Consider the following 25230-nt stretch of genomic DNA (forward strand, 5'->3'; position numbering starts at 1 on the left):
TCGGGATATCCTCAGGAATCATGGGCACTGATTCGACGAGCGAGTCCAGCGGCGGCTCCGCGCACAACGAGCGGGCGCTCGAGGACACGATCGTCACCGACCTCTCCGGTCGCATGACCTACGGGTCCTACCTCGGACTCGACCGCCTGCTCTCCGCGCAGCATCCGGTGAGCGAGCCGCAGCACCACGACGAGATGCTGTTCATCATCCAGCATCAGACCACCGAGCTGTGGCTCAAGCAACTGCTGCATGAGCTGTCGTCGGCGCGCGATCTGCTGGCGAGCGACGACCTGCGCGAGGCGCTCAAGCGGGTGGCGCGCGTCAAGCGCATCCAGGACGTGATGACCCAGCAGTGGTCGGTGCTGGCGACCCTCACGCCGACCGAGTACGCGCAGTTCCGCGGCGCGCTGGGCAACTCGTCCGGATTCCAGTCGGTGCAGTACCGTGCCGTGGAGTTCGCGCTCGGCAACAAGAACGAGCGGATGCTGTCGGTGTTCCGCGATCACCCCGCGAACCTCGCCCTGCTCACGACGGAGTTCGAGCGGCCCACGCTGTACGACGAGTTCCTGCGGTACGCGTCACGGCGCGGCATCCCGATCCCGGCCGAGATCCTCGAGCGCGACATCCGCGAGCCGTATCGCCCGCACCCCTCCCTCGTGCCGGCGATCCGCGAGATCTACGAGCACCCGCAGACGCACTGGGATCTCTACGAGGCCTGCGAGGACCTGGTCGATCTGGAGGACAACTTCCAGTTCTGGCGCTTCCGGCACCTGAAGACCGTGACGCGCACGATCGGGATGAAACCCGGCACCGGCGGATCGAGCGGGGTCGGATTCCTGCAGCGCGCGCTTGAGCTCACGTTCTTCCCCGAGCTGTACACGGTGCGCACCGAGATCGGGGCGTGATGCTCGAGGTGCACCGCGTGCCCGGCGGCTTCGTCACCGGAGGATTCACCGACCATCACGTGCACCTGCAGCTCGTCGATGCCGCCGCCCTGGCGGGTTCGGTGCTCGGCCGGGTCATCGATCTCGGCGGGAATCCGGAGGTGCTGGCCGTCGCCGCTTCTCGGGAGCAGGACGAATCAGGCGTCGAGATCGCCTTCGCCGGCGCGTTTCTGACGCCGCCCGGAGGCTACCCGTCCGATCGCGCGTGGGCGCCGGCAGGATCGGTGCGCGAGATCGCCGACGCGGATGCCGCCGCCCGCGCAATCGCCGAGATGAAGGATGCCGGCGCCGGCTGCATCAAGATCGCCAGCAACAGCACGGCGGGACCGGTGTTCTCGGATGATCTGTTCCGGGAGATCGTCGCACTGAGCGCGGCGAACGGGCTGCCGGTCGTCGCACACGCGGAAGGCCCGGGCGAGGCGCAACGGGTGGTCAGGCTGGGCGCGACCATGCTCGCCCATGCGCCGTTCACCGAGCGGCTGACCGAGTCCGAGATCGATCTGCAGGCGGAGTCCGCGGAATGGGTCTCTACCCTCGCGATCCACGGCGACGGCGCCTATGAAATCGCGGTCGACAACGTCCGCCGGTTCTACGCGGCGGGCGGGACCGTGCTGTACGGCACCGACATGGGCAACGGCCCCACACCGCCAGATCTGAACCCTCACGAGATCGCCGCGCTGCGCGAAGCGGGGATCGATGGCGAGGACCTGCTGCGCGCGCTCGACCCCGTACCCGGTGCGCCGTGCCTCTTCATCCCCGGCGAGTCGTTCGACCCGCTGCTGGCCCGCCCCCTCACTCCCGCCGATCTGGAGGCCTGAATGACCGATCTGCTCGCCGAAGCCCGCGACCTCGACGCCCGCGATCCGCTGGCTGCCCACCTCGAGGCCTTCGTCCCGGCCGCCGGCGTCAGCGCGTACCTCGACGGCAACTCGCTCGGCCGGCCACTGCGAGAACTGCCCGACCGCCTCGCGGCCTTCGTGCGCGAAGACTGGGGAACGCGGCTGATCCGCTCGTGGGACGAGCAGTGGATGGACCTGCCGACCGCCCTCGGAGACCGGATCGGGATGCTGTGCCTCGGCGCCGCGGCGGGCCAGACGGTGGTCGCGGACTCCACCACGGTGCTGCTGTACAAGCTCATGCGCGCGGCGGTCGCGGCGCGCCCCGAGCGGACCGAGATCGTCATCGAGGACGGCAACTTCCCCACCGACCGCTTCATCGCCGAGGGCATCGCGGCCGAAAGCGGGCTGACGCTGCGCTGGATCAGTCCCGACCCGGTCGCCGGTGTGCAGGTCGCCGACATCGAGGCCGCCGTCTCGGCGCGCACCGCTCTCGTCGTTCTTAGCCACGTCGACTATCGCTCCGGCGCGCTGGCCGACATGAAGACGATCACGGATGCCGTGCACGATGTCGGCGCGCTGATGCTGTGGGACCTGTGCCACTCGGTGGGCGTGATCCCGGTCGAGCTCGATGCGTGCGGTGTCGACCTCGCCGTCGGGTGCACCTACAAGTATCTGAACGGCGGGCCTGGTTCACCCGCTTTCGCCTACGTGAACGCGCGCCACCACGGCCTGCTCCGACAGCCCATCCAGGGCTGGATGGGTGCGGGTGACGTGTTCGCGATGGGCTCCACGTACGCGCCGGCCGGCGGCATCCGCCAGTTCATCAGCGGCACCCCTCCCGTGCTCGGGATGCTGGCGATGCAGGGCATGCTCGACCTGATCGAGCAGGCGACGATCGGTGCCGTGCGCGAGAAGTCGCAGGCGCTCACCGACCTCGTCGTGCGGGCCGTCGACGAGGAGCTCGCCCCGCTCGGCGTGCGGCTGCTCAGCCCGAGGGATGCCGCGCTGCGCGGCGGACACGTCACGATCGGCCACCCGGACTTCGCCGAGGTGACCAAGCGACTGTGGGCCGACGGCGTGATCCCGGACTTCCGGTTCCCCGACGGCATCCGGCTGGGATTGTCGCCGCTGAGCACCTCGTATGCCGAGGCGCTCAGCGGCGTACTGGCCGTGCGCGATGCGCTGAGCTGAGGGGCCGGAGGTTCGCTTCGACTCCTCGCTGCGCTCGTCGCTCAACGCGTTTCGGCTGCGGCGGCTCCGCCGCCTTCGCTCAACGACCCGCAGGGCGCGAGCTTTCGTCCCACGATCCAGCGGGGTCAGGCGGCGACGGCGCGCAGGAAACCCCTGACGTTCTCGCCGAGCCGTGCGATGCGCTGGTCCCTGGCCGCTTCCCGGTCGAAGCCTTCGTAAGCCAGCGGCGGCAGCTGGCGCACGGTGTGCGAGCAGCCGAACTCCGCGCAGGCGAGGGTGCCGATGGTGTCGCCGTTGCGTCCCGCGGCACCGGCCTTGCGGGCCGAGAAGAGCTGCACGTCGTTGCGGAGCGTGACGTCGTCGCACCACGAGCACTGCGCGCGGGCGAGCACGCGCTGTTCCGCACGCTGCAGGAGCGCGCCGGTGAGCACGCCGTCAACCTCGGTGACGACGTAGGCGCGACGGGCGAACTTCTGATCCGACCAGCCCAGGTAGTCGAGCCGGTCGAAATCGGTCTCGGCGAAGCCGGGCGCGAGGGTCAGGGAGGAGACCTCCTTGCGGGAGGCGTTGATGAAGGATGCGCGGATGTCGCGCTCGGTGAGGGTACGCATGATGATGCTTTCTGTTCAGACTCGAGGATGAGCCGGCATCGCTCAGATGGATGCCGGGTACGACGATCTGCCGGGGACGGTGATCCGCCTCCGGCCGATGCTCAGCCTCTGCCGCCGGCGCGCGATGCGCCTGCGACCGCCTTCCGCGCCCGAGGGGCGCTCACACAGAACAGCACGGGGCGAGTTTACCCGTCGATCGGACGGACGTCACGCGCGCTCGAGCCGTCGCCACGCCAGCTCGGCGAGCACTGACGCCTGAAGCCCCAGCACGCCGTCGTCGAAGACCGCGTGCTCGGAGTGCAGGGGCCCCGACCCCTCGTCGGGCGCCGCGCCCAGGAACACCAGGGTGCCCGGCACCTCCTCGAGCACGTAGGAGAAGTCCTCCGATGCCATCGACGGCGCCTCAAGGCGGGTCACCCGCTCGGCACCGACCAGCTCGTCGAGGACATCCAGCGCGAACGTCGTCTCGACCGGGTCGTTGTAGGTCACGGGGTACGAGGCGATGAACTCGACCTCGAGGGTGCAGCCGTTCGCCTCGGCGATCCCGGTCAGCATGGCGGGCAGCTGGTCGCGGATGATCTCCAGCGTCGCCTTGGACAGCGTGCGGATGTTGGCCTCCAGCTGCACCTCGGCCGCGAGCACGTTGCTGGCAGCCGAATCGCTGGAGAGCCGCGTGATCGAGATCACGGCCTGGTCTGTGGCCGGCAGCCGCCGTGCACCGAACGCCTGCACGGCGAGGATGAGCTGTGCCGCCACCGGTACAGGGTCGATCGCGTTCTGCGGGAACGCCGCGTGGCCTCCGGTGCCGCGCAGTGTCATGCGCAGCGCACTGGCGCTGGCCATCATCGACCCTGCCCTGGTGACGAGTTGCCCGCGCGGAACCGTGCACTCCACATGGATCGCGTAGGCGGCGACCGGGCGCTCCCCCGCCGCCTCCAGCACACCCTCTTCGAGCATGATGCGGCCGCCGGCCCGTCCCTCCTCACCGGGCTGGAACATGAACACGACCGTTCCGGGAAGCTCTGCCCGCCGGGCGACGAGAAGCCGCACCGCACCGAGCAGGCCCGCCATGTGCAGATCATGACCGCAGGCGTGCATGGCGCCGGAGGCGGACGCGAAGTCCAGGCCGGTGGCCTCGTTCACGGGCAGGCCGTCCATATCGGCGCGAAGCAGCACGACAGGGCCCGGCATACCGCCCCGGAGGACCGCGGTCACCGACGACAGCGAGCGCCCTGTGCTGATCTCCAGCCCGAGGCCCTCGAGCTCGCGCAGCAGGATCGCCTGGGTGCGAGGCAGCTCGAGTCCGATCTCGACGGCCGTGTGCAGCTCGCGCCGCACGGTGATCAGGTCGTCCAGCAGGCCCGCGGCTTCCGCCTCGAATCGCGTCATCAGGTCAGCATCCTCTCGGGGTGTGCGCATGGTGCCTCCGAACCTATTCGGTGGCGCGCCGATCGATAATGTGCGCCGGTCACACAGTGGGCTGAATCCGTCGTACGAACCACCCAGGCCGGGCGCAGGCGGCTTCAGTCGCTGAGCACCATTCGTTCGCCCAGCACGGGGACGGCTTCCAGCAGCTCCATCGTGTACGGCTCCGCGGGGGCGGCGAGCAGCTCGTCCGTCGGCCCGTACTCGACGATGTGCCCGTCGCGCATCACGGCGATGTCGTCGCTGACGTACCTGACCACCGCCAGGTTGTGAGAGATGAACAGCATCGTCAGTCCCAGGCGCTGCTGCAGGTCGCGCAGCAGATTCAGCACCGTGGACTGCACGGAGACGTCCAGGGCGCTGGTGACCTCATCGGCGATGAGTATCTCTGGTTCGCCGGCGAGCGCCCTGGCGATCGTGATGCGCTGACGCTGTCCGCCGGAGAACGACTTCGGAAGCTCGCCCGCGCGCCCAGGATCCATGCCGACCTGCTCCAGCAGCTCGGCGACGCGGTCGCGACGTGCCGTCCGGGACAGGTCACGATCCGCCGCAGTGAGGCCCTCGGCGATCGACTCACCGATCGGCATCCTGGGGTCGAGTGCGGAGAACGGGTCCTGGAACACCATCTGGATGCGACGGCGCGCGGTCCTCGCCGAGCGACGTCTTCCGACCGAGCTCACGCCGTGCACGCGGATGTCGCCCGCGTGGATCGGCGCGAGTCCGACCGCAGCGTTGGCGACGGTCGACTTCCCCGAGCCCGATTCGCCGACCAGCCCCAGCGTCTTCCCTGCAGGCACTTCGAGAGACACCCCGGAGACGACCTCGCGGCGCCCGTACCTGACCTGGAGATCCTCGATCTCGAGTGCGTTCACAGCGACACCTCCACCGGTGCGGGAGCGGGTTCGGGTTCCGGGTCGGTAGGCAGTTCGTCGCCGATGACCGGGAGCGGCCTGGTGCGGTCGGAGTGCATGTCCGGCAGGCAGGCGATCAGGCCCCTCGTGTAGGGATGCGTCGCCTGCTCCTTGATGCGCGCGGCATCCAGCTGCTCGACGATCTCGCCGTCCTTCATCACCACGACGCGGTCGCAGAAGCCGGACACGAGTGCGATGTCATGCGAGATGAAGACGATGCCGGCGCCGGTCGCGCGCTGTGCGCGGCGCAGCACGCCGAGCACCTGGCGCTGCACTGTCACGTCGAGCGCCGTGGTCGGCTCGTCGGCGATGATCAGACGCGGATGCCCGGTCAGGGCCATGCCGATCATGGCGCGCTGGCGCATCCCGCCGGAGAACTGGTGCGGATAGTCGCGGAGGCGTTCGGCGGGGTTCGGGATGCCGACGGCATCCAGCCCCTCCACGGCGCGCTGACGCGCCTGGGAACGACTCATCCCCAGATGCTGCTGCGGCACCTCCGTGAGCTGGCGTCCGATCGTGAGCGCCGGGTTCAGCGACGTGAGCGGATCCTGGAAGATCACGCCGAGCTCGACGCCGAGCCGCTTGCGAGCGGTCGGGCCGAGGCGGCCAGCCATGTCGATGTCGTCGAAGCGCCGTTCCTCCGCCGTGACGATCGCCGAGGCATCCAGCAGACCGGCCAGCGCCATCGCGGTCAGCGACTTCCCCGATCCGGACTCGCCGACGATCCCGACGATCTCGCCCGCTCGCACGCTGAGATCCACGCCGCGCACGCGTTCCACCACGCCGCCGTCCCCGTCGGGGAAGGCCACGCGCAGCTGCCGCACCTCTGCGAGCGGCTTCGTGTCGTCGTCAGGGCCCGCAGCCGGAGCGGGAGCAGGGCGCTTCGCGATACCGGCCAGCGCTGCGCCGCGCCCGGTCCGCGCCACCGCGCGAACTCCCTGGCCCGGCTGATCGGCGACGGTCTCGGCGATCATCGTGAAGACCAGACCGGCGAAGACGATGGCGATGCCGGGCCCGACCGCCGCCATCGGGTTGGTGTACAGGTGGCCGAGCCCCTCGTTCAGCAGCCGCCCCCAGTCGTACGCGGGGGCCTGGACGCCGAGCCCGAGGAACGAGAGTCCGGCGAACGAGAGGAGAGTGACGCTCGCGGACGCTGCCGACTGCACGAGCAGCGGATTGGCGATGTTCGGGAGCACATGCTTGAACATGATCCCGACCGGCCCCACCCCGACCACGCGGGCGGCGCGCACGTAGTCCTGGTCGGCCACGGAGGAAGCCATGTTGTAGACCAGGCGCGTGATGCTGGGGATCCCCGCCAGGCCGATCGCGAGCATCGCCCCCGTCGCCGAGGCATCCCAGATCACCGTGAAGAACAGCACGAGCAGCAGCCATGGGAAGGCCAGCAGCATGTCCATCACCCAGATGAGGGCGCGGCGGGCCGGCCGGGGCAGGATCGCCGCAGTGAGACCGATGATGAGCCCGCCACCGACGAGCATCGCCGTCGCGCCGATCGTCAGCAGAAGCGACAGCCGCGTGGCGACCATGACACGGGCGAAGATGTCGCGTCCGATGTCGTCGGTGCCGAACGGGTGGGCGAGGCTGGCGGAGGACCAGCGCTCCGCGATGTTGCGCTCCGATGCCGCCTGAGTCCAGATGTCGGGCCCTATAACGGCGATCACCAGCAGGACGGCGATGCCGACGAGTGCGGCGATGCCGGTGAGGCTCAGCCAGCGTGAACGGCGACGCGGCTTCGAGGTCGCACCTCCCGCGAGGGACGTCTTCGGATTGCGCGGAACGAACGTCGTCATCTCGGGCTCACCCTTCTGCGATCGTGGTGCGCGGGTCGATCGTGATGAGGATCAGATCGACGACGAGGTTCACGGCGAGCACCATGGTCGCGTAGACGAGCACCATGCCCTGGACCATCGGGTAGTCCTTGGTGCCGACCGCCGAGACCAGCGTGCTGCCGGTTCCGGGGATCGCGAACACGGTCTCGATGATGACCGTTCCCGCCACCAGGCCCGACAGCAGCAGTCCGCCGACCGTCAGCGTCGCCGTGACGATGTTCGGCAGAGCGTGCCGCAGCAGGATCAGCCGCTGCGGCAGGCGCTTCGCGCGGGCCGTGGCGATGTACGTCGAGTCGAGGACGCGGATCATCTCGACCTGCACGATCCGTGCCAGGTACGCCATGGGCCCCAGGGCCAGGCCGAGCACGGGCAGCACGGCGTTGTCGATGTCGCCCCAGCCGGCCGGCGGGAACAGGCCGAGCCACATGCTGAACAGGGCGATCAGGCCGACCGAGAGCAGGAAGTCGGGCACGGCGATCAGTACGCCGAGCACGCCTGAGATGCCGCTGTTCGCGGCGCGTCCGCGTCCGGTCCTGGCCAGCAGCGCCGCACCCATGCCGATCGGCAGCGCCCCGATGACGGCGACGGCGAAGCCGAGAGCGGCGAGGCTGAGCGTCGTCGGGAAGCGGGACACGATCGTCCCGGTGACCGACAACCCGGATTGGATCGAGGTGCCGAGGTCGCCCCGCAGCAGTCCCCCGAGGTAGTCGAGGAGCTGCTGCGGGACGGGCTTGTCAAGACCGAGGTCCGCGCGGGTGCTCTCGACCAGACTCACCGGAGCGGTCGGGCCGAGAGCCGCGCGGACCGGATCGCCCGGCACGAAATGGATCAGGAAGAAGGCGGCGAGGATCACGACGAGCAGGCTCACGATCAGTCGCCCGATCCTGCGGATGGCGAAATCGGTGCGCGGCGAGCGCCGCTGCTGCAGCTCTCGCAGCTGGAGCAGGCGCGCCGTCGCCGGCGGCCGGTTCTCTGAAGCCTGTGTCGTGGTCATCGCCGCCCGCTCACTCCGTCATGCGGATCGTCACCGGCTGCAGGTAGTCGGTGATCTCGAAGGTCGCACCCGACATGTACGTCGGGCGGATCGTCCCGGTGAGCAGGAAGGTGTGGAAGTTCTCCACCACGACCTTCTCCGCTTCCTGCCAGTAGCCACAGGCCTCATCGGCGTCCGCCGAGGCACGGGCCTGGTCTGCGAAGCCGTTGTACTCCTCGTCGGAGACGCCCATGAAGTTCAGGCCGCCGTCCTCGGGGAAGGCTCCGCCGTAGAAGAGGTCCTGCGTGACGGGGCTGCCGACACCGATCTGGATCCAGCCGGTGTCGTAGTCGAACGTCTCGTACAGGTACTCCGACCAGCCGGCGCCGTCCATCGCGATCAGGTTCGTCGTGATGCCGAGTCCGTCCCAGTCCTCCGCCACGAGCTCGGCCGCAGACGAGTGGGCGGTGGAGGTGGCGTCGTAGATGAAGTTGATGTCGAGCGACTGGCCGTCCTTGCTGCGCTTGCCGTCGGAGCCCTCGGTCCATCCCGCCTCGTCGAGCAGCTCGGCGGCGCGCTCCGGGTCGGATGCCGGACGATCCCAGACGGGCTCCTCGCTGTAACAGGTGAACGGAGCGTCGGTGATCCAGGAGGTCAGCTCCTCCGGCCGCCCGCCCGAGACGACCTCGGCGGTGTCCTCGTGGTTGAACCCGAGGATCAGCGCTTCGCGAACCAGCGGATCGTGCGTCGGACGGTCCTCGCGCTCGTTGAACAGCATCTGCCCGATCGGGTTGATGGTTCCGGCGAACTCGTGGCCTGCCGCTTCGATGCGCTCCTGGTCGGGACCCTCGACAGCTGCGGCATTGACCTCTCCGGAGAGCATCAGGTTCGCCCGTGTGGACGTGTCGGTGACGACGCTGATCTCGAGCTTGTCGGGCAGCCCCTCGGTCTCGGAGGTGATGCCGTCGGGCCCCCAGGTGTAGTCGTCGCGGGCCTCGAACGTGTACAGATCCGCTCCGACGTCGGTGAGTTCGAAGAGCCCGGTGCCGTTGGATGCGGTCTCCAGGCTGCCGGGGTCGGCGAGCCCTGCCTCGGCGACCATCGGGATGCTCCCGAGGATGCTGGCCATGAACGGGTCGGACGCGTCGGCGCTCACCTCGAGGGTCGATCCGCTTCCGGTGGCCTGGATGCCGGCGGGCAGCACATCGGCCAGCGTCGTGGTGTTGGCGGGGTCGGCGTGGAAGTTGATGTTGGCGGCGGCGACCTCGCCGGTGAACTCGGTGCCGTCGTGGAAGGTCACGCCGTCCTTGAGTTCGAAGGTCACCGAGGTGCCGTCGTCACCGAGCTCCCATGACTCGGCGAGCCAGGGGAACTCCTCGCCCTCCTTGTCGGTGTAGATCAGCGTCTCGTAGGCGTACGTGACGATCTGGATCTCCTGCGGCTGAGTGGCGCTCATCGGGATGATGCTGCCGACCTCGGGGAACAGGGCTTGACGGAAGGTTCCTCCGGAGACGTAGTCGCCCTCATCGGGCGATGCGCTGCCGGTGGAACCCGAGCATGACGCCAGTGTCATCGCGAGGACGACGAGTCCGGCGCCTACCGGTACTGCGATACTGCGTTTCATTGCAATCTCCTCATTCGGGTGGTGGTGCGAGGTTCAGCCGACGGCGACGTCGGCGGTGAGAGTTGCGAGGGGGCCCGCCGCCTTCACACTGACGTTCACGGTCGGACGAGCGGTGTAGGGCACGTGCGTCTCGAGGATCTCGACCACGGACACCTCCAGCGGATCGGCTCCTGCCTGGATCGCCTTGGCGATGGCCGCCTCGGATGCCTGGGCGATGGCGTCCTCGCGGTCCTCCATCGACGCCATGTGGTCGGCGCGTCCGCCGGCGAGGGAGATGGCGGCCCCGACGGCGTTGGCCACGCCGCCATGATCGGGTCGCAGGATCTCGCCGGCGCTGGGGAGGCGGTCGGGCACGAGGAAGCCTCCACCGCCGACGACCACCAGCGGGATGTCGACGCGTCCGAGCGACAGCCGCTCGACGGCCTGGTCGAGCCGGTCTGCGACGACCTCCCACGCGCGCTCGAGCGCCTGCGATGTCGCGCCGGGCAGCGCCGGCAGGCTCCTGCCGGCGACCGAACGACCGCCGAGTGCCGCGGCATCCGTGAGCGTGGGCGTCGATCCGCCGAAGAGCAGCCCCTCCCGGTTGATCCGGTAGCCGACCGACTCCGGCCCCACGCGTCCTGTCGCGACGTCGACGATGGTTCCGCCGCCGATGCCGACGGAGAGCACGTCCGGCATCCGGAAGTTCGTGCGCACTCCGCCGATCTCGCGCGGCAGCGTGGATTCGCGTGGGAACCCGCCGACGACGACGCCGAGATCGCTGGTGGTGCCGCCGACGTCGATGACGATCGCGTCGTCGTGACCGGACAGGTACGCGGCACCGCGGATCGAGTTGGCGGGCCCGGATCCGATGGTGAGCACGGGGTACTGCGTGGCGTAGTCGAGCGACATCAGGGTGCCGTCGTTCTGCGCGAAGAAGGTGACCGCGTCGAGGCCCTCTTCGGCGACGACCGTGACGAGCGCCTCGGTGACCGAGCTCGCGACGCTGTAGAGCGCGGCGTTGAGCAGGGTGGCGTTCTCGCGCTCGAGAAGACCGGTGGGGCCGATGTCCTGGCTGAGGAACACCCTGGCGTCCGGGCCGAGGTGTCCGCGCAGCAGTTCCGCGACCTCGAGCTCCTGCTCGGGCGAGGACGGGCTGAAGATACCGGCGACCGCGATCGCATCGAAGTGGTCGAGTCCGTCGACGAAGCGCAGGATGCCGTCGCGGTCGAGCGGCGAGATCGGCGTGCCGTCGACCATGTGCCCGCCGCCGAGCATGGCGGAGTCCGCCAGCACCATGTCGACGAGGTCCTGCGGCCACCCCGTCAGCGGCGGGTACTCCGTCGCCGCGGGGGCTCCGAGCCGGATCATCGCGACGCGGTCGAGGCGGCGACGCTGCACGATGGCGTTGGTCGCATGCGTGGTGCCCAGCATGACGCGCGAGACGCGGTTGCGATCCGTGCCGACCGTCGCAAGGACGTCGGCGATGCTCACGCGGATGCCGCCGGTGACGTCGTCACTCGTCGGCTGCTTCGTGTGGGCGAGGACGGCGCCCGATCCGTCGAGGATGACGGCATCGGTGTTCGTGCCGCCGACGTCGACGCCGAGGGAGAGGTCGCGGGCGCTCATCGGGCTGCTCCTTCGAAGGGCGTGTAGGGAAGGTCGTAGCCGAACGCGGCGGGGCCGGCGAGCTCGAGCCCGCGAGGCGTGCGCCAGATCGGGTCGCAGGGCCAGGCGAGGACAGAGACGCGCTGTCCGAAGCGCAGCATCTCGGTCGTGATGGCGTGGCCGGTCTCGGCGTCGATGATCGTGATGAGGTCCGGCACGCTGACGAGCACCTCGCCGTCCTCGAGGACGAGGAGGTTCTCGTTCTGCAGCTCCAGACGCTGCAGCCGACCGCGGTCGTCTCCTGTTCCGGTGATCGTCACGGATCCCCGGACGAATCCGCCGACCGTGCGGCGGTCGAGATCGGTGATCTTGCCGCTCAGCAGCACTCTGGCGTCGAGTTCGGCCGCGACCGCTGAGACCGGGTCCGATGCGTTCAGGAGTGCGTGGCCCACCCGGATCGCGGCGCTCACGGTGCCTTCGATGACGGCGCCGCGAACGGTGTCGGCGGTCATCGGGTAGTGCGCGCCGATGCAGATCGAGCCGCTCGCGACGGTGAGGGCGCGGGCGTGACGCTCCAGCCAGTGCAGATCCACCGTCTTCATGACCGTGATGTTGCCGACGACGTCGCTCTGCACGGCCCAGTCGCAGTGCACTCCCGCGACGTTCATGGCCATCATCGAGGCATCCGGGAATGCACGTCCCATGCCGTCGGCGTCGAGCACCTGCAGTCCGAGTCTCGCCGCCCAGCCGATGGGGCGAACGCCGTTGCTGCCGCCGATCTCTGCGGCCATCAGCGTGGTGACGGGTCGGCCGATGAGTCGCTCCGCCTCCTCGAGCAGTGCATGGATCTGCCCCTTCGAGGACAGCATCTCGATTCCGACCGTCGGCGCGCCGATGCCGGACATCAGGATCACGACGTCGTCCGGACCCAGATCGTCGACGGAGACCAGACGCACCGGGCCGTGCTCGCGAAGCTCCCGCTCGACCATGGTCTGTGCGCTGTAGACCTCGCCGCCGCCGCCGGTGCCGAAGATCGCCGTTCCGACGCCGAGAGCGGCGATGTCGTCGGGGGTGATCTCGGTGATGCGCTCGCCGACCTGTGCCGGCGGGGATGTCTTTGCCATGCCCCCACGTTACGGAGAGGGCTGCAGGGGAACAATGTGCCTCGGATCCACTGTTTCCTGCCAGACTGTGCTCGTGGCACAGTACCTGATCCGCGACCTCGACTCGGCGGCTGAACGGCTCGGCCTGCGGCATCTGGCCGGCCCGATCGACGACCGCTCGATCGATCGCGTGGACCTCGGCACCCTCGACCGGCTCGACGCGGTTCCCGCCGGTGCTCTGCTGATCCTGACCGGCGAAGAGCAGCCCGCACCGTTCCGCATCGACGTCGCGCTGCGCCGCGCCAGCGCTCGGCGCCTGGCCGGCATCGTGTTCACGATCGATCTCGCCCTCGCGGAGACGGCAGCCGCGCTCGCCGCGCGCGGCGGCGTCCCGGTGTTCTGCGCGCCTGACGCCGACGCCGCCGAGCTCGCCAAGGCGATCGACCGTGCCGTCGCCGGCGGCGCCTCGGAGGCCATGATGCGCGGCGCGCAGGCCGTCGAGCGCGCAACCGAGGCTGCTGCCGGCGACGATGCCTCCAGCGACGGCATCCTCGCCGCGGCGTCCCGCGCGCTGGGCACCACGCTGTCCGTCGTCGAGGATCCGACCGTGCAGTGGTCCGAGCGGGATGCGGTCTGCATCGGGGAGGTGCCGATCGGTCGTCTCACGGCCGCATCGCCGGACCCGGCCACCGAGGTCGCGATCCCGGTCGTCGCGGCCCTGCTCTCGCGCGCCGCGCAGCGTCAGAGCCGCGACCGCTTCGCGCCGACGCAGTCGAGGGCGGATCTGCTGATCGAACTCGTGCTCACCGACTCCTCCCGCGTGGAGGGCTTCGTCGGGCGCGCGGCCCACCTGGGCCTCCCCCTGCAGCTCTCCCACGTCGTCGCGTGGCTCGCGCCGGCCAATCCATCCGCCGTGCACGACCGCGCTCCGCGCACGGTCCAGCCGGCCCTCGAGTTGTTCGCGCTGCAGCTCGTCGAGGAGAGGCCGGAGATGTGGCACTTCGCGTTCCTGCAGGACGACCTGATGCTCGTGTGCACCGAGGAACACGGCGCCCCGGACCACCAGCGACGAGTGCGCGAGGTGGCCGTGCGCATCAAGGAGCAGGCTCATCTGCTCGCGGGCAGCGGGTGGGAATACACCGTCGGGCTGGGTACGCCGCAGCTCGGGGCGACCGGTTTGCGCCAGTCCGCCGCCGAGGCCCGCATCGCCGCCGAATCCGCCATCGCGGCCGGGCGGCGCGGCGGCGTTGAGCTGACGGATGTGACGGGTCTGCGACGCGTGCTGCTGGACGTGTACGCATCGCCGATCAGCCGCGACCTGCTGAACGACATCCTTCGTCCACTCGACGAGCTGGGCGCGGAGCGGGCGCTGACCGCGGTGCGCACGCTGCAGTCGTATCTCGCGCACGAGGGCTCGCTCGTGCACACCGGTCGCGAACTCATGCTGCACCCGAACGGAGTCGGCTACCGCATGCGGCAGATCCGCGAGCTGCTGGGCATCGACCTCGACGATCCCGACGTGCGCTTCGCCGTGGAGCTCGCGTGCCGGGTGCGCCTGCTCGGCGCAGGCTGAGCGATCCGGCTCCTTTCAGATGGCGGATTCCGCGCGCAGGGTCGCGCCGTGCTCGTCCAGGGCCGGGGCGCGGTCGAGCCTGGGCGTGCCGTTGGTACCGAGGGCCGAGCGGGCGATCGAGACTCCGTCGTCGTCGAAGACCAGACCGAGGGATGCCGCATGCGCGCCGTGCGCCGCATCCTCCGGGGTGCGCACGCGGGCGACGAGCACCCTGGCGGCCCCCAGCCGCTCGACGACCTCGTCCAGCGAAAGCGCCGCCACGCGTGAGCCGACGATCGCCTCCAGTTCTTCGCGTCCGGCGACGCGCGCCTGGTTGCGTCGCCAGCGTTCGTCGCCGAGTGTGTCGGCCAGGTCGAGCGCGGCGACGAGCCGTGCGAACATCGCATCGTTCGTGGCGCCGAGCACGACGTGCCCGTCGGATGCCTCGAAGGAGCGGTACGGCACGATCGACGGGTGCGAGCTGCCCCAGGGCTTCGACGGCGGACCGCCCGCGGACGTCGCAGCGATGACCGTGCCCAGCGAGCTGATCGCCGTGGCGAACAACGAGAACTCGAGCCGCCGCCCCTGACCGGTGCGCTCGCGTTCGAGAAGCGCGGCGAGCACGCCGTTGATCATCGACATCCCGGTGGCGATGTCGACCATCGCGACGCCGGATCGCACCGGGTCTGCCCCCTCGTAGCCGGTGACGTGCATGAGGCCGGATTCCGCCTCGACTGTCACTGCGGTGCCGGGCTCGGCGGCGAGGGGCCCGGTCTGCGAGAAGCCGCTGATCGACGCATAGACGAGACGTGGATGCCGCTCCCGCATGTGCTCGGCGCCGATGCCCAGCCGCTCAGCCACTCCGGGGCGGAAGCTCTCGACGACGACGTCGGCGGTGCCGATCAGCCGATCCGCGATCTCCTGGTCGGCCGGCCGCGTGAGATCGAGCGCGATGCTGCGCTTGCCGCGGTTGATCGCGTGGAAGTAGGCGCTCGCACCGTGGATGAACGGCGGACCCCAGTGCCGCGTCTCGTCGCCGATCTCGGGTTGCTCGACCTTGATGACGTCCGCGCCGAGTTCGGCGAGCGTCATGGTCGCGTAGGGGCCGGCGAGCAGTCGGGTGAAGTCGATCACCCGGATGCCCGCGAGAGGGCGATATGACATGGCCTCGAAGCTATCGGCCGAGGAGAGCCAGCAGACATGGTCGTTCGGTCCAGCATCCGTGACGAAGGATGGGCTCTCCGAACACTCGGCGGGATCAGCGGACGAAGACCTGCTCGCCGCGGATCCAGGTCTCGGCGACCCGCACCTGCGCGATCTCGTCCTCGGGCACCGTGAACACGTCGCGTTCGAGCACGGCGAAGCTGCCGTCGAACCCCGGCTGCAGCATCCCGACGCCCTCCAGCGGCGAGAGCAGGCGCGCCCGTGCCGTGTACAGCAGCACGGCCTGCGGCACGGTGATCGCCGCCTCGGGGCCGAAGTCGACGCCGTTGTAGGTTCGACGACGCACGGCGGCCTCGATCGACAGCATGACGTCATCCGCGCCGCTCCAGGCGGTCGCCGGCCGGTCGCTCGACAGCGCGAGCGGCTCGACGCCGTCGTACAGTCGCGCGATCGGGTAGGCGTCCGGCACCTGCTCGGTGCGCAGCGCCTTCTCATAGCCGTCGTACTCGGCGAAGAAGAACACCGTGTGCGTCGCGATGCCGAAGCTCATGCGCGCCTCTCGCAGCCGGCGCACGTAGTCGTCGCTGACGATCGTCGCGTGTTCGATGCGCACCGACGGGATGCCGTCGAGCCACGGCTCTGCATCGGCGAACAGCTCGACGACGCGGTCCAGAGCCTGATCGCCCATCGCGTGCACGGCGAGCTGGACGCCGTTGCGGCGCGCCCACTCCCCCGCGGCGAGCACATCGGCGTCGTCCACCAGGCGGAGGCCGTGATCGCAGGAACCGGGATAGGGCTCGTGGACCCAGGCGGTGCGGTTCGAGTAGGCGCCGTCGAGGACGACCTTGACGCCGGCGATCCGCATCTGCCCCTGCTTGTCGGCGGGTGCGAGGTCGGCGAGCGGATCCTCCGGATCCCAGCCCGGGTACAGCGCCGCAGTGGCGCGCAGGCCGCGGTCGGCTGCCGCGCGGAAGGTCGCGAGCGGCTCGTCGATGCGGCTGGAGAGCAGATCGCACACCGCGACGATGCCACGGGAGGCGAGTTCTTCCCCGATCGCGACGAGCGCGTCGATCTGCTCGTCACGGGTGGGCGCCGGGACGAATGCGGCCACCGCGCCGACGGCCGCGATCTCGGTGAGCACCCCGTTGGGCGAGCCGTCGGCGTCGCGTTCGAATCGCGCGCCGTCCGGATCGGGAGTGGATGCCGAGACCCCGGCGATCTCCAGCGCCTTCGTGTTGCACACCGCCGAGTGCGCGTCGCAGCGCCACACGAGCACCGGACGTTCGGTCGAGACCCGGTCGAGATCGGCGGCCGTCGGCATCCGGCGTCCGGGGAACTTGGTGTCGTCGAACCCGCGGCCGAGGATCCACGCTCCGGTAGCCGTCACCGAGTCCGCATGCCGGCGCATGACCTCGACGAGATCCTCCACCGAGGTCACCACCGGCGGGAAGCACTCGGCGGCCGCGGCCGTCCCGGCCATGAGCGCCGGATGGGTATGACTGTCGATCAGACCGGGCAGCACCGTGCGTCCGCCGAGATCGACGGCATCCTGATCGCTGACGTCGGCGGCGTCACCGACCCAGTCCACGACTCCGTCTCGGAGGCGGAACGCCGAGGCGAACTCCGCCTCTCCTGCTCCGGTGAACACCTTCGCGTTCGTGAACAGCTGCGTGCCCATGGCCCCGTCCTCAGATGTCGCGATGCGTGAACCGGCCGCCCAGAAGCGTGGCCGCCACCGGCATGTCGCGCAGCTCATCGCGATCGGACGCGTACGGGTCGCGACCTGTGATCACGATGTCGGCCGGCTGACCGACTTCGAGCGTCGAGCGAGTGGATGCCGCGAGCGCGACGTCGAGCGGAACCCGCTGCTCCGGGTGCCAGACGTCTCGATCGTCCCGGCTGCGAGCGGTGGCCGCGGCGATGGAGATCCACGGGTCGAGGGGCGCGACCGGAGCATCCGATCCGAGGCGCAGCTCGGCGCCCGCACGGTGCAGCGAGCCGAACGCGAATGCGCGACCGGTGCGGCCGGCCCAGTGGTGGTCGGCGATGTCACGGTCGTCCATGGCGTGCTCCGGCTGCACACTGGCGACGAGGCCGAGCTCTGCGAAGCGCGCGAAGTCCTCCTCGCGCACCAGCTGCGCGTGCTCGATCACGCCGGGCATGCCGAGTTCGGCGAACGCGTCGAGGACCTCGGTGTTGGCGCGGTCGCCGATCGCGTGCACCGCGGCGCCGATGCCGGCATCGCGCGCACGCACGAGCAGCCGGCGCAACTCGGAGACCGGGACGCTCTCCATGCCGCAGGAGAGCGGGTGGGACGGGTCCATGCCGGGGTACGGGTCCCAGCACCACGCCGTGCGGGTGTTGAGGGATCCGTCGACGACGACCTTGAGCCGGCCGAAGGTCACGAGTCCCTGATCGTCGATCTGGTCGCCGGTGCGCCATCCGGCTGCGATGACCTCTTCCAGCCGGTCGGGCCAGACGGCGGCCTCGACGCGCAGGGCGTTGACCCCGTCGCGCACTCGCGAGCGCCACAGGGAGACGTTGTCCGCGCTCTCGAACTCGACCACGCCGACCACGCCGCGGGATGCCGCGGCATCCGCCGCCTCGCGGTACCCCGAAAGCGGCAGGGCATCGGTCTGATCGAGACCGTGGTGCAGCTCGATCCAGGGCCCTTCGCGCAGCAGACCGGTCTCGTCGAGGTCGACGCCCAGGCGCGCGGCGGCCGCACGGTTCATCCAGCCGCAGTGCAGGTCGCCGCTGACGAGGACGACCGGCACCTCCGGCACGGCCGCCTCGATCGCGGCGAGGGAGGCGGGCTCGCCCCAGAGACCGTCTCGGAAGCCGTAGCCCATGAGCATGCCGTTCAGCAGCGGATGCCCCTCGTCGAGTGCACGGCGCACGGTGGCCAGCACGTCGGCGGCGCTGGTGGTGGCGGTGAGATCCACCCGGCTGCGGCGGATCACGTGCTGCGTGAAGTGCACGTGGGCGTCCCACAGGCCCGGCCCGATCCAGCGACCCGAGACATCCACGACCTCGCCTTCGGGTTCGACCGTCCCGGAGGGGCCGATCGCGGCGATGAGCCCGTCGCGCAGGACGATGTCGATGGTCTCTGCCTCGCCGTATCGGCGGGCTCCGCGCAGGGTGAGGGGCGACAGGTCGGTCATGATGCTCGATTCTCTCAGTGCGGCGGAACGTCAGGCGACGGGGACGGGTGCGGTGGCGAAGCCGAAGAGGTCCTTCGGGTCCTCCGGCGCTGCGACGAGATCGATCTCGCGAGCGAGATCGGTGCCGACCACATCGGCGCGCAGATGCCGCAGCGCCGAGAAGTCCTCGATGGCGAAGCCGACCGAGTCGAAGATCGTCACCTCTTCCGGCGACGTGCGGCCGGGGGCGGTGCCGGCGAGCACCCGCCAGAACTCGGTGACGGGGAAGTCGGCGGCGACGTTCTGGATCTCTCCCTCGATGCGGGTCTGCGGTGCGTACTCGACGAACACCGGGCCCCGCTCGAGAATGCGCGGATCGAGCTCCGTCTTGCCGGGGCAGTCCCCGCCGATCGTGTTGATGTGCATGCCGGGGGTGACGTCGGCATCCTTCAGCACCTCGGCGACGGCCTTGTCCGCGGTGCACGTCGTGACGATGTCCGCACCGGACGCCGCCTGCGACGACGAGTCGCAGACCGTGATGTCGAACCCGAGCGGGCGCAGATTGCGGACGAACTTCTCCGTCGCCGCGGCATCCACGTCGAAGATCCGCAGGGTCTGGATGCCGAGGACGGCACGGAAGGCCAGCGCCTGGAACTCGGCCTGGCTGCCTGCACCGATCATCGCCATGACGCGCGAGTCGGGACGAGCGAGGTGGCGGGCCACCATGGCGGAGGTCGCGGCGGTGCGCAGAGCCGTGAGCACAGTCATCTCGGACAGGAACACGGGGTAGCCGTTGTGGACGTCGGCGAGCACGCCGAAGGCCGTGACGGTCTGATACCCGCGAGCGGGGTTGAAGGGGTGCCCGTTGACGTACTTGAACGCGTACACGTCCGGGTCGCTGATCGGCATGAGCTCGATGACCCCGAACGGCGTGTGACTGGCGATCCGCTCGGTCTTGTCGAAGGATTCCCAGCGGCGGAAGTCCGCCTCGATCGTCTCGGCCATCCCGGCCATGATCCGCTCGGGTCCGGTGCGTGCGACCCACCGGACGAGATCTGCGACTCCGACGAACGTGGTCATGCGCTCTCCTCCCGCCCGTGCACGTGCGACATCCGCGCCGCGAGACGCGGGTTCTCATAAGGTCCAGGCGACTTCAGCGCGTCGATGACCCGGTCGACCACCTCGGCCGGCTTGTCCTGGCTCATCTTCTCCTTGGCCTCGAACCGGTCCACCCGCATCCGGAACCCCACCGTGCCGTGCACGATGCGGGCGGCGTAGTCGGCGTTCTCCAGGGTGCGGTTCATCAGGTACGGCTCTGGGAGCGGATTCTCGAAGTGGGCGACGAGCCGCTCGAGCACCTGCAGGTTCTCCTCGTCGGAGAGGATCTCCGGCGTTCCGTGCAGGTGCGCGACGGCGAAGTTCCAGGTCGGCACGGCCGGCGAGGTGTCGTACCAGCTGGGCGACACGTAGCCCTGCGGGCCGTACACGATCACCATCGCATCGTGCTGCCCGAGCTCGTGCAGGCGCTCGTCGGGCCGGCCGACGTGACTGACGATCACGATGCCGTCGGCATCCTCGTCGAGCAGGATCGGGTAGTGCGACGAGACGAGGCCCTTCCCCGGCACGAAGCTGACGATCGTCGCCCACGGATTCTCGCGCACGAGGGCGCGGATTCCTTCGGCGTCGTCGAACGCGTAGTCGGGGTTGGGTCTCATCGATGTCTCCTAGGAGGTGAGTGCGGCGATCTCGTAGCGGTGCGGGGTGCCGAAGCGGTGCGAGGAGACCGACACGGCCTGCTCACGCAAGTAGGGCAGCAGCTCGATCCGTCCGGCCGACACCACGGGACCCGCGTAGATTGCGACGGCCGGAGAGCCGCCGGTGTGACCGGCGGTCGTCGCGGCGTCGCCGCCGACCAGGCGGATGCGCCCGCCGGACTCGGCCAGGCGCGCGGCGCGCGCACCCCAGCCCTTCTCGTCTTCGACAGCGACGCCGATGCTCAGCCCGCTCAGCCAGGAGCGGACGGATGCCGGGAGCTCCTCTGCCGCGCTGACGCTGAGTCGCGCACCGGTGCGGACGCCGGCGGCGATCACGCGGATCGCCTCTGCGGGCTTCGCGTTCTCGATCCGGATGGTGACCGGCACGGTGTCGTAGCGCAGCGCGTTCTGCTCGGTCTCGAGCGCCGTGACGTCTCGTACTGCGCCGAACTCCTCGGTCCAGGCCGTGGCGTCGGTCGAGAGTGCGCCCTGCAGCCAGGCGACGTCGGCGCCGGCATCCTTCGCGGCGGTCAGCGCGCTGCGCGAGACGGCGTCGGCGGGCGCGTCGGCCGTGACCGGAGCATCCTCCCAGTCGGACAGGCCGACGAGGTAGTTCGGGCCGCCGGCCTTGGTGCCGGCACCGACGGCCGCCTTCTTCCAGCCGCCGAAGGGCTGACGCTGCACGATGGCGCCGGTGGTTCCACGGTTGACGTAGAGGTTGCCCGCCTGGACGCCGGCGAGCCACTGCGCGATCTCGTCCTCGTCGAGGGCGTGCAGGCCGCTGGTGAGGCCGTAGTCGATCGCGTTGACCATCCCGATCGCCTCGTCGAGGGTCTTGGCGGTCATGATGCCGAGCACAGGACCGAAGTACTCGGTCAGGTGGTACGGGCTGCCGGCGGCGACGCCCTCACGGATGCCGGGACGCCACATCTGTCCTGCGTCGTCGAGCTTTTCCGGCTCGATGATCCAGCGCTCGCCGGGCTCGAGAGAGGTCAGCGCGTGGAGCAGCTTGCCCTCGGCCGGCCCGATGAGCGGCCCGATGCGGCTGGAGCCGTCCCACGGCTGCCCGACCGGATACGAGCCGACGGCGTCGATGAGCTGACGGCGGAACCGCTCGCTCGTCGCGACGGAGCCGACGAGGATGACCAGGGATGCTGCGGAGCACTTCTGCCCGGCGTGGCCGAACGCGGAGTAGGCGACGTCCTTGGCGGCGAGGTCGAGGTCGGCGCTCGGCGTGACGATGATGGCGTTCTTGCCGCTCGTCTCGGCCAGCAGCGGCAGGTCGGGGCGGAAGCTGCGGAACAGCTCGGCGGTCTCGTAGCCGCCGGTGAGGACGACCCGCTCCACGGCAGGATCGCTGATCAGCTTCTGACCGAGCTCACGACCGTCGAGCTGCACGTACTGCAGCACGTCGCGCGGCACGCCGGCCTCCCACAGCGCCTCGATCATGACTGCTCCGGAGCGCCGGGCCTGGCGGGCGGGCTTGATGATCACCGGCGAACCCGATGCGAGGGCCGCGAGCGTGGAGCCGGCGGGAATCGCGACGGGGAAGTTCCACGGCGGGGTGACGACGGTGAGTCCCACCGGACGGTGCGTGGCACCCTCGATGGCCTCGGCGCGCTTCGCGCTCTCGGCGTAGTAGTGCGCGAAGTCGATGGCCTCGGAGACTTCGGGGTCGCCCTGCTCGATCACCTTGCCCGCTTCGGATCCCATCACCTCGAGCAGGTCGGCTCGGCGCTGCTCGAGCACCTCGCCCGCACGGTGCAGGATCGCGGCGCGGCCGTCGGCTCCCAGTGCACGCCAGCTCTCGCCCGCCGATGCTGCCCTGGCGATCACGGCATCCAGCGCCGCGACATCCGACAGCGTGTTGCCGGCGACGGTCTCGTCGCCGAGGACGGAGTCCGCCATGCGGGAGCGGATGCCGTCGGCCCAGGCGCGGTTGGCGCCCAGGCTCGGGTCGGTGTCGGGGGTGTTCTCGAATCCGTCGGCCGGCATGGCGACCGCCGGTGCGCTGCGGTCCTGAGTGCGGTTCGCGGAGGGAACCTCGGTGGGCATCGACGCGATCGATGCGAGGAACCGGTCACGCTCGCGTGCGAACAGCTCGGGGTCGTCGTCGAGGTCGAAGACGGCCGACATGAAGTTCTCCGTCGACGCGCCCTCCTCCAGGCGGCGAATCAGGTAGGCGATCGCGACGTCGAACTCGGTCGGGTGGACGACGGGCGTGTAGAGCAGCAGCGAGCCGACCGTGCGGCGGATGACGGTGGCCTGCGCGGTCGCCATGCCCAGCAGCATCTCGAACTCGATCCCGTCGGTCACCCCGCGCTGATTGGCCAGCAGCCACGCGAGGGCGATGTCGAACAGGTTGTGACCAGCGACGCCGATGCGCACGTTCTTCACGTGCTCGGGGCGCAGCGCATAGTCGAGGACGGCCTTGTACGAGGCGTCCGACGCCTCCTTGCTGTGCCAGGTGGCGAGGTCCCAGCCGTGGGTCTCGGCGTCGACCCGCTCCATCGGCAGGTTCGCGCCCTTGACGACGCGCACCTTGATCGATGCGCCTCCGGCGGCGACGCGGGCGGCCGACCACTCCTGCAGGCGGATCATCGCGCCGAGTGCGTCCGGCAGGTATGCCTGCAGCACGATTCCGGCCGAGAGGTCGCGGAACTCCTCACGATCCAGGATGCTCGTGAACACCGCGATGGTGAGATCGAGGTCCTTGTACTCCTCCATGTCGAGGTTGATGAACTTCTTGCCACGCGCCTTCGCGATGCGGAACAGCGGCACCAGCGCCGTGGCGGCGTGGTGGACGGCCTCGTCGAACGCCCAGGGGCTGTGCGGGGCGACGGTCGAGGACACCTTGATCGAGACGTAGTCCACGTCGTCGCGCTCGAGAAGGCGACGGGTGCCGGCCAGGCGCCTGGCGGCCTCCTCCTCGCCGAGGATCGCCTCGCCGAGCAGGTTGATGTTCAGGTGCACGCCCTCGGCGGAGCGGATGCGGCGGATCGCCGACCCGAGCTTCGCATCGGTTGCGTCGACGATGAGGTGGCGGACCATGCCGCGCAGCACCTTGCGGCTGATCGGCACGACGATGCCGGGGAACGCAGGGGCCAGCGCTCCGCCGAGGCGGACGAGGCCGCGCAGGGCTGCCGGCAGGAACTTCGGGGTGATCGGGGCGAGATCGCGCAGGTTGTGCGCGGCGACCTTGAGGTCTTCGGGGCGGACGACGCCGTCGACGAAGCCGACGGTGAAGTCGAGGCCGTTCGGGTCGCTGAGAACGCCGGCGAGACGCTTCGCGGCGGTGTCGCTGGGCACCTCGCGGCTCTCTTCCAGCCAGCGCTTCACGAGCGCGATCGCGTCGTCGGCGAGAGCGGCGAGTTCGGCGTGGCCGGTGGCTGCGTCAGTCGTCTGGGTCATCATGCTTCCTCACTCGAGAGCGCGGCGGAGCCGCGCGATCTGCTCTCAGTGTGAGGCCTGATGTTTGTTCGTGAAAAGCGAGCCTTTACGATAGATACCATTCGGTTCTGTCGATGATTTGGAGAGTGCGGATGTTCGAGCTGCGACGACTGCGCCTGCTGCACGAACTCGCGCTGCGCGGCACCATCGCCGATGTGGCCCGCGAGCTCTCGTACAGCCCTTCCACGGTCTCTCAGCAGCTCGCGCTGCTGGAGCGCGAGGCGGACGTCGCCCTGCTCGAGCCGGACGGCCGCCGGGTGCGCCTGACGGCACAGGGACGGATGCTGGCCGCCCATGCCGCACGCGCGCTGGAGCTCGACGAAGCCGCTCGTGCCGAGCTGTCGATCTCGCGGGATGCCCGGGCGCCGGTGCGCGTCGCCGTCATGCCGACGGCGGCCGAGGCCCTCGTGCCCGCGGCGCTCACCCTGCTCGCCGAGCGCGAGCCCGGGCTGCGGCTGGAGATGGTCGAGATGCCTCCGGAGGAGGGGCTGTTCGAGCTGCGGGCGCATGCCTTCGATCTCGTCGTCGCCGAGCAGTACCCGGGATACACCCGCGAGCTCCAGCCCGGCATCGAGCGCACGCTGCTCGGCCGCGATCCGGTGCGTCTGGTCGTACCGCCGGGCTCGCCCGCGAGAGAGCTCGCCGATCTGCGCGACGCGGCCTGGGCGATGGAGCCGCAGGGCGCCGCCGTGCGGCAGTGGGCGGTGCAGCAGTGCCGGGCTGCCGGCTTCGAGCCCGATGTGCGGTTCGAGGCGACCGACCTGACCGCGCATGCGCGACTGGCCGCAGCAGGTCACGCCGCGGCCATGCTGCCGGATCTGAGCTGGACCGGCGACCGATCGTCGGTGCGGCTGCTTCAGCTGCCCGGCGACCCGGTACGCGAGATCTTCGCCGCGACCCGCTCGTCCTCGCGAGACGGTGCCGCGGTCGGCGCCGTGCTCACGGCGCTGGCCGACGCTCTCGCCGCTCACCGCCCGCGCTGAGCCGGGCAAGGCTTCCGATCCTCGCGGGTCGTCGAGCGAGCGCAGCGAGACGAAACGCCTTGAGCGAGCCGAAGGCGAGTCGAAAGGAACTCCGGCAGCGAAGGCTTCGACTCCCGTCGGTCGCTCAGC

General features: G+C 70.0%; 19 protein-coding genes. 5 read left to right on the top strand and 14 right to left on the bottom strand.

What is annotated here, in order from left to right; genetic code table 11:
* Nucleotides 1-20 precede the first annotated feature (20 nt).
* The 3 genes from MAE01_RS02845 to MAE01_RS02855 are packed head-to-tail and all read left to right on the top strand — an operon-like array spanning nucleotide 21 to nucleotide 2974.
* Entirely contained in the window at nucleotides 21-905 is an 885-nt protein-coding gene (locus tag MAE01_RS02845) for a tryptophan 2,3-dioxygenase (protein ID WP_147038041.1), read from the top strand.
* Entirely contained in the window at nucleotides 905-1762 is an 858-nt protein-coding gene (locus MAE01_RS02850; RefSeq protein ID WP_147038042.1) for an amidohydrolase family protein, read from the top strand. Before MAE01_RS02845 ends, MAE01_RS02850 begins: the two co-directional genes overlap by 1 nt.
* On the top strand, nucleotides 1763-2974 hold the full coding sequence (locus MAE01_RS02855) for a kynureninase (RefSeq protein WP_147038043.1): 1212 nt from the start codon (nucleotides 1763-1765) through the stop codon (nucleotides 2972-2974).
* A 125-nt stretch (nucleotides 2975-3099) separates the two neighbouring features.
* Here the strand turns inward: MAE01_RS02855 and MAE01_RS02860 are convergent, their stop codons facing one another.
* From MAE01_RS02860 to MAE01_RS02895, 8 genes are all read right to left on the bottom strand, one after another.
* Entirely contained in the window at nucleotides 3100-3585 is a 486-nt protein-coding gene (locus tag MAE01_RS02860) for an FBP domain-containing protein (protein ID WP_147038044.1), read from the bottom strand.
* 207 nt (nucleotides 3586-3792) lie between these two features.
* Nucleotides 3793-5004: a M20 metallopeptidase family protein gene (locus tag MAE01_RS02865; RefSeq protein WP_229718232.1), complete on the bottom strand. Its 1212-nt coding sequence runs from the start codon at nucleotides 5002-5004 to the stop codon at nucleotides 3793-3795.
* 104 nt (nucleotides 5005-5108) lie between these two features.
* Nucleotides 5109-5882 (bottom strand): ATP-binding cassette domain-containing protein, encoded by a 774-nt coding sequence (locus MAE01_RS02870; protein ID WP_147038045.1) that lies wholly within the window; start codon nucleotides 5880-5882, stop codon nucleotides 5109-5111.
* Nucleotides 5879-7729: a dipeptide/oligopeptide/nickel ABC transporter permease/ATP-binding protein gene (locus MAE01_RS02875; protein ID WP_147038046.1), complete on the bottom strand. Its 1851-nt coding sequence runs from the start codon at nucleotides 7727-7729 to the stop codon at nucleotides 5879-5881. The genes MAE01_RS02870 and MAE01_RS02875 overlap by 4 nt, the downstream gene beginning before the upstream one ends.
* A gap of 7 nt (nucleotides 7730-7736) precedes the next feature.
* Nucleotides 7737-8762: an ABC transporter permease gene (locus tag MAE01_RS02880; RefSeq protein ID WP_147038047.1), complete on the bottom strand. Its 1026-nt coding sequence runs from the start codon at nucleotides 8760-8762 to the stop codon at nucleotides 7737-7739.
* 10 nt (nucleotides 8763-8772) lie between these two features.
* Nucleotides 8773-10365, bottom strand: coding sequence for an ABC transporter substrate-binding protein (locus MAE01_RS02885; protein ID WP_147038048.1), 1593 nt, complete (start codon nucleotides 10363-10365; stop codon nucleotides 8773-8775).
* 33 nt (nucleotides 10366-10398) lie between these two features.
* Nucleotides 10399-11973: a hydantoinase/oxoprolinase N-terminal domain-containing protein gene (locus tag MAE01_RS02890; protein WP_147038049.1), complete on the bottom strand. Its 1575-nt coding sequence runs from the start codon at nucleotides 11971-11973 to the stop codon at nucleotides 10399-10401.
* A complete protein-coding gene (locus tag MAE01_RS02895) occupies nucleotides 11970-13076 on the bottom strand; it encodes an S-methyl thiohydantoin desulfurase family protein (protein WP_147038050.1) in 1107 nt (368 codons plus the stop codon). The genes MAE01_RS02890 and MAE01_RS02895 overlap by 4 nt, the downstream gene beginning before the upstream one ends.
* A 73-nt stretch (nucleotides 13077-13149) precedes the next feature.
* Between MAE01_RS02895 and MAE01_RS02900 the strand changes: the two genes are divergently transcribed.
* Entirely contained in the window at nucleotides 13150-14628 is a 1479-nt protein-coding gene (locus MAE01_RS02900; protein ID WP_222591642.1) for a PucR family transcriptional regulator, read from the top strand.
* Between the two features lie 15 nt (nucleotides 14629-14643).
* On the opposite strand, the gene MAE01_RS02905 is transcribed toward MAE01_RS02900, so the two are convergent.
* From MAE01_RS02905 to MAE01_RS02930, 6 genes are all read right to left on the bottom strand, one after another.
* Nucleotides 14644-15771 (bottom strand): CaiB/BaiF CoA transferase family protein, encoded by a 1128-nt coding sequence (locus tag MAE01_RS02905; RefSeq protein ID WP_147038052.1) that lies wholly within the window; start codon nucleotides 15769-15771, stop codon nucleotides 14644-14646.
* A 94-nt stretch (nucleotides 15772-15865) separates the two neighbouring features.
* A complete protein-coding gene (locus tag MAE01_RS02910) occupies nucleotides 15866-17449 on the bottom strand; it encodes an amidohydrolase (protein WP_186806094.1) in 1584 nt (527 codons plus the stop codon).
* 10 nt (nucleotides 17450-17459) lie between these two features.
* Nucleotides 17460-18935 (bottom strand): amidohydrolase, encoded by a 1476-nt coding sequence (locus MAE01_RS02915; RefSeq protein WP_147038054.1) that lies wholly within the window; start codon nucleotides 18933-18935, stop codon nucleotides 17460-17462.
* Between the two features lie 30 nt (nucleotides 18936-18965).
* A complete protein-coding gene (gene ocd / locus MAE01_RS02920) occupies nucleotides 18966-19994 on the bottom strand; it encodes an ornithine cyclodeaminase (RefSeq protein ID WP_147038055.1) in 1029 nt (342 codons plus the stop codon).
* A complete protein-coding gene (locus tag MAE01_RS02925; protein ID WP_147038056.1) occupies nucleotides 19991-20629 on the bottom strand; it encodes an FMN-binding negative transcriptional regulator in 639 nt (212 codons plus the stop codon). The genes ocd and MAE01_RS02925 overlap by 4 nt, the downstream gene beginning before the upstream one ends.
* 9 nt (nucleotides 20630-20638) lie before the next feature.
* On the bottom strand, nucleotides 20639-24079 hold the full coding sequence (locus tag MAE01_RS02930; protein ID WP_371861756.1) for a bifunctional proline dehydrogenase/L-glutamate gamma-semialdehyde dehydrogenase: 3441 nt from the start codon (nucleotides 24077-24079) through the stop codon (nucleotides 20639-20641).
* Nucleotides 24080-24210: 131 nt separating this feature from the next.
* Between MAE01_RS02930 and MAE01_RS02935 the strand changes: the two genes are divergently transcribed.
* The gene (locus MAE01_RS02935; RefSeq protein ID WP_147038058.1) at nucleotides 24211-25101 is read left to right on the top strand and encodes a LysR family transcriptional regulator; all 891 of its coding nucleotides are present in this window, start codon (nucleotides 24211-24213) and stop codon (nucleotides 25099-25101) included.
* The last annotated feature ends 129 nt before the right edge of the window (nucleotides 25102-25230 follow it).

Source organism: Microbacterium aerolatum, assembly GCF_007988825.1.
Classification (GTDB): Bacteria; Actinomycetota; Actinomycetes; order Actinomycetales; family Microbacteriaceae; genus Microbacterium; species Microbacterium aerolatum.

Coding starts and splice junctions, on each gene's coding strand:
- ocd (WP_147038055.1), bottom strand. CDS start 19,994: ATGACCACGTTCGTCGGAGTCGCAGATCTCGTCCGGTGGGTCGCACGC.
- MAE01_RS02875 (WP_147038046.1), bottom strand. CDS start 7,729: ATGACGACGTTCGTTCCGCGCAATCCGAAGACGTCCCTCGCGGGAGGT.
- MAE01_RS02850 (WP_147038042.1), top strand. CDS start 905: ATGCTCGAGGTGCACCGCGTGCCCGGCGGCTTCGTCACCGGAGGATTC.
- MAE01_RS02915 (WP_147038054.1), bottom strand. CDS start 18,935: ATGACCGACCTGTCGCCCCTCACCCTGCGCGGAGCCCGCCGATACGGC.
- MAE01_RS02880 (WP_147038047.1), bottom strand. CDS start 8,762: ATGACCACGACACAGGCTTCAGAGAACCGGCCGCCGGCGACGGCGCGC.
- MAE01_RS02865 (WP_229718232.1), bottom strand. CDS start 5,004: ATGCGCACACCCCGAGAGGATGCTGACCTGATGACGCGATTCGAGGCG.
- MAE01_RS02905 (WP_147038052.1), bottom strand. CDS start 15,771: ATGTCATATCGCCCTCTCGCGGGCATCCGGGTGATCGACTTCACCCGA.
- MAE01_RS02930 (WP_371861756.1), bottom strand. CDS start 24,079: ATGACCCAGACGACTGACGCAGCCACCGGCCACGCCGAACTCGCCGCT.
- MAE01_RS02885 (WP_147038048.1), bottom strand. CDS start 10,365: ATGAAACGCAGTATCGCAGTACCGGTAGGCGCCGGACTCGTCGTCCTC.
- MAE01_RS02855 (WP_147038043.1), top strand. CDS start 1,763: ATGACCGATCTGCTCGCCGAAGCCCGCGACCTCGACGCCCGCGATCCG.
- MAE01_RS02845 (WP_147038041.1), top strand. CDS start 21: ATGGGCACTGATTCGACGAGCGAGTCCAGCGGCGGCTCCGCGCACAAC.
- MAE01_RS02860 (WP_147038044.1), bottom strand. CDS start 3,585: ATGCGTACCCTCACCGAGCGCGACATCCGCGCATCCTTCATCAACGCC.
- MAE01_RS02895 (WP_147038050.1), bottom strand. CDS start 13,076: ATGGCAAAGACATCCCCGCCGGCACAGGTCGGCGAGCGCATCACCGAG.
- MAE01_RS02935 (WP_147038058.1), top strand. CDS start 24,211: ATGTTCGAGCTGCGACGACTGCGCCTGCTGCACGAACTCGCGCTGCGC.
- MAE01_RS02890 (WP_147038049.1), bottom strand. CDS start 11,973: ATGAGCGCCCGCGACCTCTCCCTCGGCGTCGACGTCGGCGGCACGAAC.
- MAE01_RS02910 (WP_186806094.1), bottom strand. CDS start 17,449: ATGGGCACGCAGCTGTTCACGAACGCGAAGGTGTTCACCGGAGCAGGA.
- MAE01_RS02925 (WP_147038056.1), bottom strand. CDS start 20,629: ATGAGACCCAACCCCGACTACGCGTTCGACGACGCCGAAGGAATCCGC.